The following is a 13,373-nucleotide window of genomic DNA, read 5'->3' as shown; positions in this document are numbered from 1 at the left end:
TTCGACACGCATATCACCGATGCTGCATTGACCTCCACACCGAACCGGACGGTGCGGCACCCGACGATGATGTCCGAATGCCGCGCCGTGCCAGTGCCATCAATCACGAGCGCGATATCGACGAGCACAGCATCTTATCTCGAATAACTCTGTACAAGAGTATATTTCACCTTGCCTCATCCACACACCCTGCCATTGGCGCGGAAGGACGAGACCCACGCCAGCGAACAGTGGTTCCAATACCACGCGTCGAGCAAGTGAGTCGGCGGCCGCCAAGGATTGCGGCCGTCAGGGGACCACTCGCCAGCACCACTGCGGATGACTCGATACCGGACAACGCGCTAGGAGCAGGCCTCATGTGGAGAAGTTACGCTGGAATAGTCAGCGCTCAACGCACTGACACTGACGTTCGGCGATCGCATGCCCGTAGTGCAACAGCATTAACCTGAAGAAGCTGAAACTGGCCACCTTTCGATCCGGACAAGGGACAGTCGCGCCGACTACGATAACGGATACCCCCGTTCACGCCGGGGCTATGCGAGCTCGGTCATCCCCGACGGCGGACTCGGCGAGCCGGGCACGGACACGGGCGGTGGCCTGCCAGATCTGGATGGTGTCGTGGACGTTTATGACCGGGACACCCCGGCCGCGCAGTCGCTCGATCGTCTCGGCGTCCTTGGTCGAGCAAACCCCGTCGAGGACGTCCTCGGTGACGACCACGCAGAGGACGTCGCCGTCCGGATTCCTCACTGGTTCAAGGCCCTGGACGACCATCCACTGCTTGACCATGGCCCAGTACGACACCTCGACGTAACGGGCCGGGTTGCCTACGAACAGAACCCGTCGGGAGCGACGTGCGCGTGCGACATCGATGTGCAAAATGGGTGCCACGGTGAGGCCCTGCGTTCGGCGGGAGTCCGCACCGAATGCGATGCGGGAGACTCGAACTTCACTTCTGTCGAATTTCGTTGCCTTCATGTTGATCTCCGAATGTCGTTTCGAACTCTTGTCATGATCGATGGTCTGGTGGGCGGTGCATTTGTCAGAGATCGATGTAGTCGGCCTCCAGCCTCCGGGTGCTGTTCTCGACCGCCCGCTTGGTCTACCGCGCGGAGCTGCCAGTTGTGCGATCATGGCGCGCAGCACGTGTGGCCTCGGGCCGAGGGACTGCAACCTCTGCGATGCGCGCGGAATTCAGCACGCTCCGTGTGGCCGCTTCTCTTTTCGCGGCTGCTTCGTGCACTTGATGCGACAGGTCTGCCAGGGCGCGGGCAGCGGCCATCCCCTCGGTGACTTCCGAGACATCGATATGTTGCGGAATTCGCCTGGCGAGCCCCGTTCCTACGAAGGTGGTCCGCCCGCTGACACGTAGGAGGGCGCGCGCCCGTGTCTTGGTTCCGGTCTCATCGGATTTGTGCTCGTCGATGACGATTTTCACCGACCAGGTCTTTTCGTTCATGGATGGCTCTCTTCCTTTTCGTAATCTGCACCGGGACGCATCGGTGTCGGTGCTTGTGAACGTGTTTGGTTTCTCCGCGGTTACGTATTCCTGTGCGCGTGCCCGGACTGTGGCGCGTTTCCACGGTGTCTGGCGCCTCGCCTTCCTCGCTGCGATAAGACAGCTTGCTCCACCGAGGTAACCGCCAGCAGAGCGATCGATTGTGGTGATCACGCACCCGATTGAGTTGCCAGATTCGTGTGACCACTTCATGGTGGCCGCCCCATCCCCCGGTCGCGCCTGTGAGAGACCCGGGGCCGCACCCCGGGTCGTCGGCAGGGCGGTTCTCCCCCGCACCGGCACGTCCGTGCGGGGACTGAGGCGGCCAAAGGGGCTGACAGTCGCATCGGATGCCGGACCCCCAAATCCAGGTCAGGCACGGTAGCACTAACCAGGGCAAGCCACGGGTGCGAACCGGTCTCCGTCGCAGCGACTATGGGGTTCGTCAACTGGCACCCCCGACAGTCACGACGAAACGACGCCCATTCAGACAAACAGACGACTTAGAACTGCAACATGGGTAGTCCGCATCGGTTTTCGACAGTGTGATCAGCATTCGGGCACGGCCGAAGGGGTCGGGCGGCCGAGAAACGATGCTGTCTGCACGGACGCATCATTCAGAACAAGGAGGCACGGTGATGACAAGAACACAGGTCCATTCCACAACCACGGAGGCCGGTACCCCGACGGACGGCGAGTCCCGTCCGCTCGACTATCCGACGGGCACCCGATCGCCGGGCAGACTCCCGAACCGTCCGACGATCGTCGCGGTAGGACCGTTCGACGACATCGCGCACGCCGAGCAACTAGCCGCCGCGTTCACTGTCGTGCGGCGGGTCTACGAGGCACAACTCGCCCTCATCGGGGGCGGCGCGGAGCGCGACGCCATCGTGCGGAGGGCCGCCGCACACGGTGTCGAGACCGACGTGCACCTGATCGCGGATTCTTCCGGGCCGGGGTGGCCCGACCTGCTTGCCGCCGCAGATCTCGTGGTTCCGAGCACCACAACGAGCACGACGACGATACGCGAGGTGTTAGCCGCCGGCCGGGCCGTGGTCGCTCCCGAGCACCCCTGCCACCGTGGGGCTCGTTGTACCCACCAGCGCGGGCCTGATCTACCGGCGCGGCGACGTGTTCGGGATGGCCGAGGCGATGTTGCGGCTCCTCACCACACCCGCACTACGGGAAAGCATGGCCGAACGCGCCCGTGACCTCGCGCCGCGATCACGGGGATTGAAGCAGGAAGCAAGACTGCGACGAATGACGAATGAGCAGGCTGTGTGGTGGTTCAGGATTTCGCGGGGTAGTCATGAACCGAATTGAGGGAACCCGCCTGTGCTACACCGACAGGCAGGGCCGTGACCGCGAGGTGACGCTGTCTGAGACCGCCCCACGAGTGATAGTGGGGCGCTCGCCTCGATCCGACATTGTGTTGAGTTGGGACTCAATGGTGTCCCGGTTGCACGCCGTCATCGAGTGGACGGGCACATACTGGGCCGTCGTAGACGACGGGTTGTCCCGCAACGGCACATTCGTCAACAGCGAGCGACTGACAGGTCGTCGACGGCTTCGATCGGGCGACGTCATCTGGATCGGTGCTACCAAGTTGACCTTCCGCGGGGAAGACAGCCCCGGTTGCGAGCAGACGCGGGTGCACAGATTCATCAAGGCCCTCACGGAGGCCCGCATCATCTTCGACGCAGAGGCAGCACACGACTACCTCTCCGCCCGGGCCGCCACCGCGCCCGAGCAGACCACCATGCGTCTCGCGGAGAATTCGCTGTGTACCGACGAGCGGCTCAAGCAGGAGGCGCATGAGCTGGCCGATCGCTTTCACGGGTCGATGCCCGGCACCGCCGACCGCGACTACTACGCGTTCACGCAGACGTCGACGGATGATCTGCTCGAGGATATTTCCCTGTCGATGATTGTCATGCAGGAGGCCGACGCGACCGGCGCTCTGCCCGCCGCACTTCCGTTCAGCGGCCTAGCGCACAAATTCGCCAGTATCGTGCGCGAGCTGAGCACCGCACTCGCAGTGGACCCGTTGCCGCACTCGACGCATGGATTCATTGGCTACGTGTTCATCGAAGGAAACGTGATCGACACCATGGCCTCGTTTTTCGAGGCTGTTGGGACCCTACTACTCGACCACGGATACCGGCCGATACTCGTACCCCGCGGCGAGGACTCGCTAATGCTCGCCACGAAAGCGATCACCCACGCCTCCGCACTGCGGTCCACACGACGCTAGGCCAGACCGGCACTCGCACCGGTTGGATGACAGATTCCCCAGCATCCGGACAATCTCCGAGCGGCGCCAGCGACCTGAATCCCGGCGGCATAGACACTTTGGGAGAATCACTAAGCGTACACCGCGCACGTCCTCGGCGTGCTCGGTGTGTGCGTCGAGTCGGCCAGGGAGTCGCCTTTAGGGTGGAGAACCCAAGGATCGCTTGACCGATCATCAGACAGTACGGCTTGCTGAGCCCCTCCGCTCCGCCTCCGCAAGCCCGACGACCCAGACGGCGATCTGGGCACGCGACGTGAAGCCGAGCTTCGCGAGGATGTGCTCAACATGTCCCTGCGCGGTGCGCTGCGAGATCACCAACTGCGCGGCGATCGCCTTGTTCGTCAGGCCCTCGGCGACCAAGCCGGCGACCTGCCGCTCGCGTCTGGTCAACCCGCATGCGGAATCGACACCAGGCGGCGACGCCGACCCCTGCTCCTCGTCGAGCGCGTAGGTAACCGCATTCTCGAATGTCATGGTTTTGCCATGCCGCACTTGCTCGTCGTACACCTGTACACCCAGGCTGCGGCGGGACTGCCGCACGCATTCGTCGTGGTAGCTGCGCAAGCTCGGGACGGTGACAGGGGAGCTACTCGCAGTCGCTGACAGCGCGGCGGCAGCGCCCAGCAGCACGGCAGCCCGCCGGTCGAGGTGCTCGGCCGAGGCGATCCAAGCCAGCGCTTCCAGCGACCATGCCAAGTGGATTCGGTCGTCCACCACCCGTGTGAGCCGGACGCTGTGCTCGAGCAGCCGTGCGGCCTGCCTGTAGTCGGTCTGCCACACCGCTAGCGCGAGAGCCCACAGGGCGCACGCCCTATACACTGATTCGCCGCGAGGTTCCGAGATCGCGAGCACCTCCTCTTTGCATGCGATCGCCCGGGGCATATCTCCGAGAAGTCCGCTGGCCAGCTCCAACCCGACCAGGCCCCCGACCTGTCGTAGGAGATCACCCTCGGCGCGGAACACCTCGAGCGCGTCTCCGAAACAGTCGACCGCGCGCGGCAGATCGCCCCCAAAGAGCGCCTGGAGTCCGTCGGCGTGGGTGACGAGCGCTCGCACCCCAATACCGCCCAAGTGCGCGGCGATAGCTTTCGCCTCTTCGACGAGCACTGCGACCTTCTGGAGGTCGCCTTGAATTCCGGCAAGCTCGGCGTTGGCCGATAGTGCCTTGATCCGCACTGTGGTGGGTGGACCGCTGTGATGGGCCAGCACCCGGTCAAGCCAGCATCGGCCCTCGTTGAGCAGGCCGTGAGCGAGCCAGAGCGTGCGTAGGGAGGCTGCGATCAGCAGGCCGGCCTCGGCCTCGGCTTCGCCGCGCTCGGTCACGCAATACTGCAGAGCGTCCCGCATATTCTGCTGTTCTCGTTTCAGCCGGGTGATCCACGCGACCTGGTGGGGCCCGATCCACTCCTCCTCTGCCTGCTGTACCAACTGCAGGCACCAATCGCGGTGCCGCCGACGAAATGCCGCCTCCTCCCCCATCTCCTGCAGCTTCTGATATCCGTACTCGCGCAGGCTCCCGAGCAACCGGTACCGCGCTGCGGTGCCGCCCATTTCACTGATCAGGATCGACTGGTCGACCAGACGACCAACCACGTCTAACGCCTCATGCCGCTCGAGAAACCCGGCGCAAACACTTTCCGCGGCATCGAGCTCGAAGCCACCGGCGAACACAGACAGCCGCGCCCACAGCTGCTTTTCCACCGGTTCGCACAGGTCGTAACTCCAGTCCATGGACAGCTTCAGGGTCTGGTGGCGGAGCGGAGCATCGCGGCTGCCTGTGGTGAGCAGCCGATTTCGATCGGTCAGTCGATCCAGAATCTGTTGCGGCGTCAAGACCCGCAGTCGGGCCGCCGCCAACTCGATCGCCAGTGGCAGCCCGTCCAGGCGTTGGCAGATCCGGGTGATCGTGACCCGATTGTCCTCGGAGAGCACGAATCCGGGCGACGCGGCCTCGGCCCGCTGCGCGAACAGTGTAACGGCATCACACTCGGGCAGGCCCTCCAACAATGGCGGACGGTCCGGATCGGGGGCTGCCAGGGGTAGCACCCGCATCACCGCTTCTCCGCCGATGCCAAGATGTTCGCGGCTCGTTGCCAGGATGCGCAGATCAGGGAACCAGCGAAGCAATGTCTCGGCCAATTCCGCGGCCGCCTCCACCATGTGTTCGCAGTTGTCCAGAATGAGCAACACCCGCCGGTCGGCGAGATACTCGGCCAACAACTTTGGCGACGGTTCGGAGGACTGATCCCGCAATCCCAACGCAGCGACAACGCTGTCCGCCAACAGTTCCGGGTCGTGGAGCTCACCCAGCTCGATCAACCACACCCCGTCGTCGAAGGCGCGGCGTGCGTCCGCTGCCACGCGCAAGGCCAGTCGTGTCTTACCGACACCACCGACGCCCGTCAGTGTCACTAAACGGGTAGTCGACAGCAGCCGCTTTGCCGCCGTCAACTCGCGGCGACGACCCACGAAACTGGTCACTTCCACGGGCAGGTTTCCGACCTTGCCGCTGACGCTAGGAAGCGTCACATTGTCACTCTCCTTTGGCAAGAGTGACCTCACAGCATCACTCTGTCCCGTTCAACCGAGACTGGTACCTCGATGCCAGCCAGCAGTGCAGATTCAGGGGTGAAATTCCGATCTCGTCGCGGCTCCCCCGATAACCTGTGACGAACTGTTCAATATTCATTTGATTCCGTAATCCGCGTCCCGTCGAAGCCGCCACCCATGATGCCCGGCTGGTTCGCCGCATGTCTGTTCCCGCCGATGCGATTCCAGTGCTCAGCCAGCCAACGACAGTGCCCTTGTCGGAGCCGACATCTCGCGGCACAACGATGCTCCCAAAATGCGTTTCCTTTTCGGATGGGCTGGTGCGTGCAAACGCGGAAGTGCGGACGGCGACCGGTCCTCTTCCCCCGGCGCCCCGCCGCTCAATGGACTTCAAGGGAGACAATGGCCCTGGAAAGAAACGTTTGAGCAAATCCCCCACTGGAACGGATTATACCTGGGCGAGTGGGGATGACGATGATGAGCGCTGAACGAGTGATCTACGAACGACTCGTGAACCTGCGACGGACTATCCGGAGCACCTGCCGGATGTGCCGATGCGGCACCGACGCCGCCTCCTCCAAGGACGGTGACCGCCGCAACCGCAATCAGTGCACCACGAGCAAAATTCGTCATGTCGAACTCTTTTCTGTGTTGTTCCCGGCGCTTGATGCCGAGTGATGAACGGCACGCACGCGAATCGGTGCGGCCCAGCTTGCGCGGTAAGTGAATGCGATGAAGGACATCCCCGTATCAGGTCGGTGATCTTTGACCATTCGGCTCCAACGCGAAATGGGGCGGCGTCGAGCACATTGACCCCCATGTCGGAAGGACCGGTGGTGAAGGCTCTAGCCATAGGCGAACTACGACGGTAGGTCCAGGCACGGAGTTCTCACTCCGGCCAAGCGTTCGATTCGATGGTCTTCACGAAGTCGTCGCGGACAAACCCTGGAAGGAAGTGACTTAGAACGTCGGCGTTGACGGTTCCAAAGGTCGTGCCGGGGCGGTCTTTGAATCCCTCTGTGAACGCGGCCAGAATTCGCCGCTTGAAGTCAGGCCGCGGATGTGCGTCGGTGACTGCATCGATCACGCTCCGCTGGAGGTCGTGGTATCCGATCCCAAGGACATCGGTCTCAACGCCGGCGGTCACCAGTGCCACCTCGGGCTCCATGAACTCAGGGACCCCTGGCGTGGTGTGGAGGGCGATCGAGGTCCACACCCGGCGCACGGCGTCGTCGGGAAGGCCATGGGAGACAAGGAATCGAGCAGCTTCGTTCGCCCCGTCGACCTCGAACCGCTGGTCGGTCCTGCGGTACTGCTCCGTCAGACCCAGATCGTGAAACATCGCTCCTACATATAGAAGCTCCGGATCCGGAACAAGCCCCCGCTGTTGTCCCTGCAGCATACCGAATAGATAGACGCGTCGGGAATGATGGAACAGCAGTGGCGAGGTGGCACCTCGGACTAACTCGGTCGCCTCCGCGACAAGCTTGGTATCGGGAATTGTCACGCCAGCAATGGTTTCGCTCATTTTAGGTCTCCTCGCTTATTCGGTGGCACGGGTTCGTGTGATCCGCGAACTCAGAATGTCGCAATCCCTATCCGTGCCGCCATGTCTTATCTGCCAAGCTGTCCTCAAATCCAGACATCGCCCTCGAAGTCACCTCACTGCGTCGAGATCTTCACGTTCCAGGGCGTCATACTGCTTGATAGCGCGCCCCGGTCGAGGACTTGGCTGAGGAGACCTGGAACGGATCGGGCTATGATACGCAGTCCTACTCGACAGGCAATGCGGCAGTGACATTTCGATCGGCCGTAGCGGGGCTGCCGAGGAATATGCATACGCCCGTCCCTATTATCTAGCTGTGCAGCGTAGCTGCGGGACCTGGCCACCCTGTATTGACTCGATGTGTGCGTCAGTCATGGCTCGACGGACCCGACGAGAGGGCAAAGCCCCTCTGACACAAACGCTCAGGAATCGTATCGCCACCGAGGTGGGGCCGTTGTGGTACGTCAAGTGCCCCGAATTCTCGCCAATCGGGCCGATGGCCATGCCGACCGCACCATCGATCAGCGGATGCGGGAAACCACGCCGCTGATCTAGGCCGCGGCGGTCCGGACCCGGCTGGCCCGACATGTTCCGCCGGTCAGGCGGCAGCGGTTACCGCACCGATCTCATCGGCCTCCTGCAGTCGGGTGCCGTGCTCGTCGAGGCCCTCGGTCGTCTGCTTGCCGTTCGCCGCGAGCTTGTCGAGGCGGCGGATGTCAGCGATGAGGTCCCAGCACAGACCGACGCGGACGCCATCGACTTCGATGCGATCGCGGGCACCGCAGCAGTGCGGCGGCCGCGGCGAGGCGGTCGTTCTTCCGGCGCCCGCCGCAGAAGAGTTGCCAGGCCGGGCCGCGGCGGCGCCCGGGACGTCGAGGGCGAGTTCACCAAGCAACCAGCAGCCACTGAACAAGGGAGACAGCGTCGAACGCGCGGAGCCGACGTCGGTGTTGGCCACCGAAAATCACCGCGTCAGCCCTATAGGATAGCTCGGACACGTGCTCTCCTGATCGGTGAAGGCGTGAGCCTCCGCTATATCGGCAGCGTCGCGACTCCGTTGCTGATTAACACTTTACGAAGCTCTCTGCGGGACACGATGCCTAGCTTGGTGTACACGTTGTGCAGGTGCCACTCGACAGTGCGGGAACTGATGAACAGCAGGCCGCCTATCTCGGGATTCGTATGCCCGTTACCGGCCAGCCGAGCAATGTGAGCCTCCTTCGCCGTGAGCTCGCCGAAGGTCTCGACTGTGCGCTTGCGTGCCTTCTCCCCGGTAGCCAGAAGCTCGCGGCGCGCACGCTCGGCGAAGCCGTCCGCCCCGACGCGGCTGAACATCTCGTGGGCGGCACGGAGCTGTTCGCGCGAATCGGAGCGACGGTTCTCGCGACGCAACCACTCGCCATACAGGAGGCGAGCGCGGGCAAGATGAATGACGACACGGCTGCTGGCGAGTCGCTCAATCGCCTCGCGGTAGAGCGCATCGGCCGTCCCATCGTCACTCAGCAGCGCGCGCGAGCGGGCCTCGATCCCCAGGGCCCACTCGGTGCCGCTGGCCCGTGTCCGCTCCTCGAGACCAGCCAACGCCGCAGCAGCGGCCTGAGGCCTACCAAGGCGTGCAGCCGCCTCGACCTGCTCAATCAACGCCCAGCCACCCAGACCCAGCTCGCCATGCTCACACGCTCTTTGTGCAGCGTCAAACGCCTCCTGGTACCTGCCGAGACCGTTGTACAACACCGCCTCCGCGTATTCAGCCAGCGTGATCGCCCTTCCCTCACCTCTGCCGGTCGCATCGTCCAGGCTGGCCTCGATCAGTCCCAGGACCACTGGCTCCTGCCCACGCCACGCAGCAAGCATCAGCGATGTATATCTGAGGGGCGGGTTACCGGTTGCTTGTGTGATCGCCTCCGCCTCGTCGATCAACGCTGACGCGGCAGCGAACTCTCCGGCGTGCACGTACACATCGGCACGATAGTTGAGCGCGATAGGGAGAACATTGAGCGCGCCGGCACTACGGGCGAGCCGGACCTGAAGAGTGGCAACCTCATCCAAGCTCTCGTCGTCCCACAAATCCGATGCGACGCGGGACGCTAGCCAAAGCCATCTGGCGTCGTCCTCGCCTGAGCCATCGTCGAGACTTAGCGCGCGAAGCGCTGCCTTGAGCTGGGGTACGCCCGCTGCGTAGCCCTCGGTGAACCGGGTCGTGAGACCGTCGAGAAGCAGCTCGATTGCCCGGGGCGGCCGCGGCCCCGAAGGCGCGGCACGGGCCGCCTCGACCGCCTCGCGCAGCCCGCGGTATCCGCCGAGACGGCCAGCGAACATCACCGCGCCGAGCATTTCCAGGTAGGTTTCACGGGCCAGCCCGGCATCGAGCAAACTCAGCCGCCTGGCAGCGTCGAGGAGCAGCGCTGGAGCGTCGCTGCCGCGGTTGCGCGCAAACGTGATCTCGGCACGGATCCGCTCCGCCCGCGCCCGCTGCAGATCGTCGAGCGGACCCATCTCTGCGGTCGCGAGGAGCTCGGCCGCCCGGTCTGGCGCGCCAGCGTCAAATTTGGCCTGGGCAGCGGCCAGCGCGCGTGTGCCTCGCCGGGCCGGCTCTGGAGTCAGCTCGGCTGCCCGCTCCAGGAACGCCGCTGCCGCCGCGATGCCGCCGCGTCCATTGGCCCGTCCGGCCGCGCGCTCGAGCTCCCCGGCTACCGTCTCATCAGGCCGCGGTGTCGCGCGGGCACGGTGCCAGGCCCGGCGATCCGGGTCGGCCTGTTGGTCGGTCGCCTCCGCCAACGCGCAATGTACCTCCTGGCGTTCGCCCAAGGTCGCGGTTCGGTAGGCCGCTGAACGAACGAGTGGATGGCGGAACCGGACCCGAGTGCCAAGCTCGAGCAACCCGGCGTCCTCGGCCGGCGCGGCCGCGCTGGCATCGATCCCAAGGAGTCCAGCCGCGCGCCACAACAAGCTCACGTCGCCAACCGGCTCTGCCGACGCCGTCAGCAGGAGCCGCCGTGTCTCGGGTGGCAGCGCCTCGAGGCGTATCCGGAGACTCTGCTCAATGCGGCTAGCAAGCTGCCCGGCGGGAAGCCCGAACCCGCCGGCCAACTCGGCAGAGGTGAGCGCCCCGGACAACTCCAGGAGGGCCAGCGGATTGCCGCTCGTCTCCGCCACGACACGGTCCAGCACCTGCGAATCCAGCCGCCCGCGGATCCCGGAGGCCAGCAGCTGGCGCGCATCGCAGTCGCCGAGTCCACCCACCACGAGGTCCGGCAGGTCCAGCAGCTCCTGCTGCCTGATCTCACGCGCCGCGAAGAGTAGAAGAACCGGCTCGGCCAGCAGCCGCCTGCCGGCGAACGCCAGCGCCTGGACGCTGGCCCGATCGAGCCATTGCACGTCATCGACCAAGCAGACCAGAGGTTGCTGCTCCGCGACTGCCGAAAGCAAGCTCGAGACGGCCTGGCCGACCAGAAGGCGATTTGGCGGTTCACCTGCACGCAACCCGAATGCGATTCCCAGCGCATCTCGCTGCGGTGAGGGCAGGTGTTCGAGCGTGTGAAGCATCGGCGCACAAAGCTGGTGCAAGCCCGCAAACGCCAGCTCCATCTCCGACTCGACACCGCGAGCTCGCGCAACCCGGCAACCTGACGCTCGCTCCGCCAGGTACTCCAACAACGCTGACTTGCCAATTCCAGGGGCCCCGCACAACACGAGCGTGCCGCTACGCCCTGATCGTGTCTCGCGGAGCAACCGGTCGAGCGTCCGGCACTCAGTCATCCTGCCCAACAACATCAGTTCACCGACCCGTTCCCTACGGCGCAACCGGGTAGTGGCTGGTAACGGCTACCCGGTTCCAGGCGTTCATCAAAGTCGCGAGCCAACTGATCGCGGACACCTGTGCGTCAGTGAGGGAGCCATCATCCCAGGTTCGCCGTTCCGGAACGGCAAGAGCGGTGACCTGTTCGGCGAGAGCGAGCGCTGCCCGCTCCTGGTCGCTGAAGTACTGCGCCTCCCACCACGCTGCGACGACCGCGAGTCGATCTGTCGTCTCCCCCTTGGCGAGGGCATCGCGGGTGTGAAGTCGAAGACAGAAGGCGCAGCCGTTCAGCTGGGAGACGCGGATCTTCACCAACTCGACTAGGAGTGGGTCCACTCCCGCAGTTTCCAAGGCCGCCCTGATTTCCGCGTCCAGCTTCATCAGGCTCTGGTAAACGGCCGGGTGCTGCTTGCCGAGATTCACGCTGGTCATAGTGTTCTTTCTAAGTGGGTAGCAAAGTAGTCGTGGGGTCCTGGCGCCCACGCCGAAGGCTCTAGACGAGATTGCCCGGCAGATGAAGGATGGGCGTCCAGTCCGTCCTGGCGCGGCATCACGTACCCGCCGATGGTTCACTCGCGTGACGAGAATGGAGGACATACCTGGGCGACCCGACGATCGTTGCGTTGTCGGACCGCCTTCTTCGTCGCTGTCTTGCGGTACTTCCGATCATGCAGACCACGCCGACCCCATGATCCGATCGACCATGCTCATGCTGCGGAAGCCCGGAACGAAGTGCTCCAGGACGTCGGCATTGACGGTGCCGTAGGTCGTGTCCGGCCGATAGCTGAGCCCGTCGACGAAAGCACGCAGAAACTCGTTCTTGAAGTCACCCCGCGGATGGACAGCGGTGATCTCCTCCACCTGATCCGGGTCCAGACCGTCCAAACCCAACCCGACCACATCGGTGAGAACACCGAAGTTCGTGGCAGCGACCTCATCCCCCATCCGGCCGGGAATCCCCGGCGTCGTGTGCAACGCGATCGCCGTCCACACCACCTCGGCGGCGGCGTCGGAGAAACCGCGATCGAGCAGAAACTTACGAGCATGATCGGCCCCATCGAGCTCGAACCGCTGCTCCACATCCGAGAAGGGCGTGAGCAGACCCGTGTCGTGGAACAGCGCCGACAGATACAGCAGCTCAGGGTCCGGCCGCAGGCCGAGTACGCGAGCCCGCAGCGTGCTGAAGAGGAACACCCGCCGCGAGTGATGGAAAATCAGCGGGTTCGTCGTATCCTGGACGAGGCGAGTGGCCTCGGCCGCCGCCTGCGTCTCGGGAATCTCCACTCCTGCGATGATCTCGGTCATGGATCCTGCACTTTCAGGTTTCGATGTTGTAGAACAGACGATGTGTCCGTCCCCCAACGGTGCCGCACACCTGGCCTCCGGCGCCGCCTCAGTCCGGCCATGACCCACTCGAATCCGGACAGGCAGTGAGCATGCACACCAGCCCCCACCCGCATCGGGTCGCGGTCCTGGTCTACGACGGGGTGAAACTGCTCGATGTCGCCGGCCCTGCCGAGGTGTTCGCGGAGGCGAATCTATGCGGCGCCGATTACCAGATCGTGTTGTTGTCGCCGACCGGGGCAGACGTGGCGTCGTCTATTGGCATAAGAGTCTCCGTCGACGGCGACGCAGGATCGGAGCCTGCCCCCGACACCTTCCTCGTGGCCGGCGGCGACATCTACCC

At 64.2% G+C, this 13,373-nt stretch carries 12 protein-coding genes; 4 read left to right on the top strand and 8 right to left on the bottom strand.

Annotation, left to right across the window (positions count from 1 at the left end; all coding sequences use genetic code 11):
• Positions 1-522 precede the first annotated feature (522 nt).
• Together ACNJ7E_RS30975 and ACNJ7E_RS30970 are read right to left on the bottom strand one after the other, a co-directional pair.
• On the bottom strand, positions 523-891 hold the full coding sequence (locus tag ACNJ7E_RS30975; RefSeq protein ID WP_280782314.1) for a hypothetical protein: 369 nt from the start codon (positions 889-891) through the stop codon (positions 523-525).
• Between the two features lie 211 nt (positions 892-1,102).
• Positions 1,103-1,459 carry a dsRBD fold-containing protein gene (locus ACNJ7E_RS30970; RefSeq protein WP_280782235.1) on the bottom strand — a complete coding sequence of 119 codons (357 nt, stop codon included), beginning with the start codon at positions 1,457-1,459 and terminating at the stop codon, positions 1,103-1,105.
• A 632-nt stretch (positions 1,460-2,091) separates the two neighbouring features.
• Here ACNJ7E_RS30970 and ACNJ7E_RS30965 point away from each other — a divergent pair.
• Both ACNJ7E_RS30965 and ACNJ7E_RS30960 read left to right on the top strand, forming a co-directional pair.
• Positions 2,092-2,709 (top strand): glycosyltransferase, encoded by a 618-nt coding sequence (locus ACNJ7E_RS30965; RefSeq protein WP_418341736.1) that lies wholly within the window; start codon positions 2,092-2,094, stop codon positions 2,707-2,709.
• Positions 2,710-2,765: 56 nt separating this feature from the next.
• The gene (locus ACNJ7E_RS30960; RefSeq protein WP_418341735.1) at positions 2,766-3,752 is read left to right on the top strand and encodes an FHA domain-containing protein; all 987 of its coding nucleotides are present in this window, start codon (positions 2,766-2,768) and stop codon (positions 3,750-3,752) included.
• Positions 3,753-3,965: 213 nt separating this feature from the next.
• Here the strand turns inward: ACNJ7E_RS30960 and ACNJ7E_RS30955 are convergent, their stop codons facing one another.
• The gene (locus tag ACNJ7E_RS30955) at positions 3,966-6,320 is read right to left on the bottom strand and encodes an ATP-binding protein (RefSeq protein ID WP_418341734.1); all 2,355 of its coding nucleotides are present in this window, start codon (positions 6,318-6,320) and stop codon (positions 3,966-3,968) included.
• A 489-nt stretch (positions 6,321-6,809) separates the two neighbouring features.
• Between ACNJ7E_RS30955 and ACNJ7E_RS30950 the strand changes: the two genes are divergently transcribed.
• Positions 6,810-7,019: a hypothetical protein gene (locus ACNJ7E_RS30950; RefSeq protein ID WP_280782239.1), complete on the top strand. Its 210-nt coding sequence runs from the start codon at positions 6,810-6,812 to the stop codon at positions 7,017-7,019.
• A gap of 211 nt (positions 7,020-7,230) precedes the next feature.
• Here ACNJ7E_RS30950 and ACNJ7E_RS30945 read toward each other — a convergent pair whose 3' ends face one another.
• The 5 genes from ACNJ7E_RS30945 to ACNJ7E_RS30925 form a co-directional block, all read right to left on the bottom strand.
• Positions 7,231-7,869, bottom strand: coding sequence for an HD domain-containing protein (locus ACNJ7E_RS30945; RefSeq protein ID WP_280782240.1), 639 nt, complete (start codon positions 7,867-7,869; stop codon positions 7,231-7,233).
• 616 nt (positions 7,870-8,485) lie between these two features.
• Positions 8,486-8,845 carry a hypothetical protein gene (locus ACNJ7E_RS30940; protein ID WP_280782241.1) on the bottom strand — a complete coding sequence of 120 codons (360 nt, stop codon included), beginning with the start codon at positions 8,843-8,845 and terminating at the stop codon, positions 8,486-8,488.
• Between the two features lie 74 nt (positions 8,846-8,919).
• Positions 8,920-11,661, bottom strand: a complete 2,742-nt coding sequence (locus tag ACNJ7E_RS30935; protein ID WP_280782242.1) for a helix-turn-helix transcriptional regulator — start codon at positions 11,659-11,661, stop codon at positions 8,920-8,922.
• Between the two features lie 19 nt (positions 11,662-11,680).
• Positions 11,681-12,118, bottom strand: coding sequence for a carboxymuconolactone decarboxylase family protein (locus ACNJ7E_RS30930; RefSeq protein ID WP_280782243.1), 438 nt, complete (start codon positions 12,116-12,118; stop codon positions 11,681-11,683).
• A gap of 234 nt (positions 12,119-12,352) precedes the next feature.
• Complete coding sequence (locus ACNJ7E_RS30925) at positions 12,353-12,991, bottom strand: HD domain-containing protein (protein WP_418341733.1); 639 nt, start codon at positions 12,989-12,991, stop codon at positions 12,353-12,355.
• A 131-nt stretch (positions 12,992-13,122) separates the two neighbouring features.
• On the opposite strand from ACNJ7E_RS30925, the gene ACNJ7E_RS30920 reads away from it, so the two are divergent.
• Positions 13,123-13,373: DJ-1/PfpI family protein (locus ACNJ7E_RS30920; protein ID WP_418341750.1), on the top strand; the 251-nt coding region annotated here is incomplete at its 3' end.

Source organism: Rhodococcus mengyinensis, from assembly GCF_048381435.1.
Classification (GTDB): Bacteria; Actinomycetota; Actinomycetes; order Mycobacteriales; family Mycobacteriaceae; genus Rhodococcus_F; species Rhodococcus_F opacus_D.
The sequence above is the reverse complement of the archived record's forward strand: the minus strand, read 5'-3'. Positions and strand labels throughout refer to the sequence as shown.

What these genes read in the sequence shown, in the direction of transcription:
- ACNJ7E_RS30970 (WP_280782235.1), bottom strand. Translation starts at nt 1,459, where the DNA reads ATGAACGAAAAGACCTGGTCGGTGAAAATCGTCATCGACGAGCACAAA.
- ACNJ7E_RS30965 (WP_418341736.1), top strand. Translation starts at nt 2,092, where the DNA reads ATGCTGTCTGCACGGACGCATCATTCAGAACAAGGAGGCACGGTGATG.
- ACNJ7E_RS30960 (WP_418341735.1), top strand. Translation starts at nt 2,766, where the DNA reads ATGAGCAGGCTGTGTGGTGGTTCAGGATTTCGCGGGGTAGTCATGAAC.
- ACNJ7E_RS30950 (WP_280782239.1), top strand. Translation starts at nt 6,810, where the DNA reads ATGACGATGATGAGCGCTGAACGAGTGATCTACGAACGACTCGTGAAC.
- ACNJ7E_RS30945 (WP_280782240.1), bottom strand. Translation starts at nt 7,869, where the DNA reads ATGAGCGAAACCATTGCTGGCGTGACAATTCCCGATACCAAGCTTGTC.
- ACNJ7E_RS30935 (WP_280782242.1), bottom strand. Translation starts at nt 11,661, where the DNA reads ATGTTGTTGGGCAGGATGACTGAGTGCCGGACGCTCGACCGGTTGCTC.
- ACNJ7E_RS30930 (WP_280782243.1), bottom strand. Translation starts at nt 12,118, where the DNA reads ATGACCAGCGTGAATCTCGGCAAGCAGCACCCGGCCGTTTACCAGAGC.
- ACNJ7E_RS30925 (WP_418341733.1), bottom strand. Translation starts at nt 12,991, where the DNA reads ATGACCGAGATCATCGCAGGAGTGGAGATTCCCGAGACGCAGGCGGCG.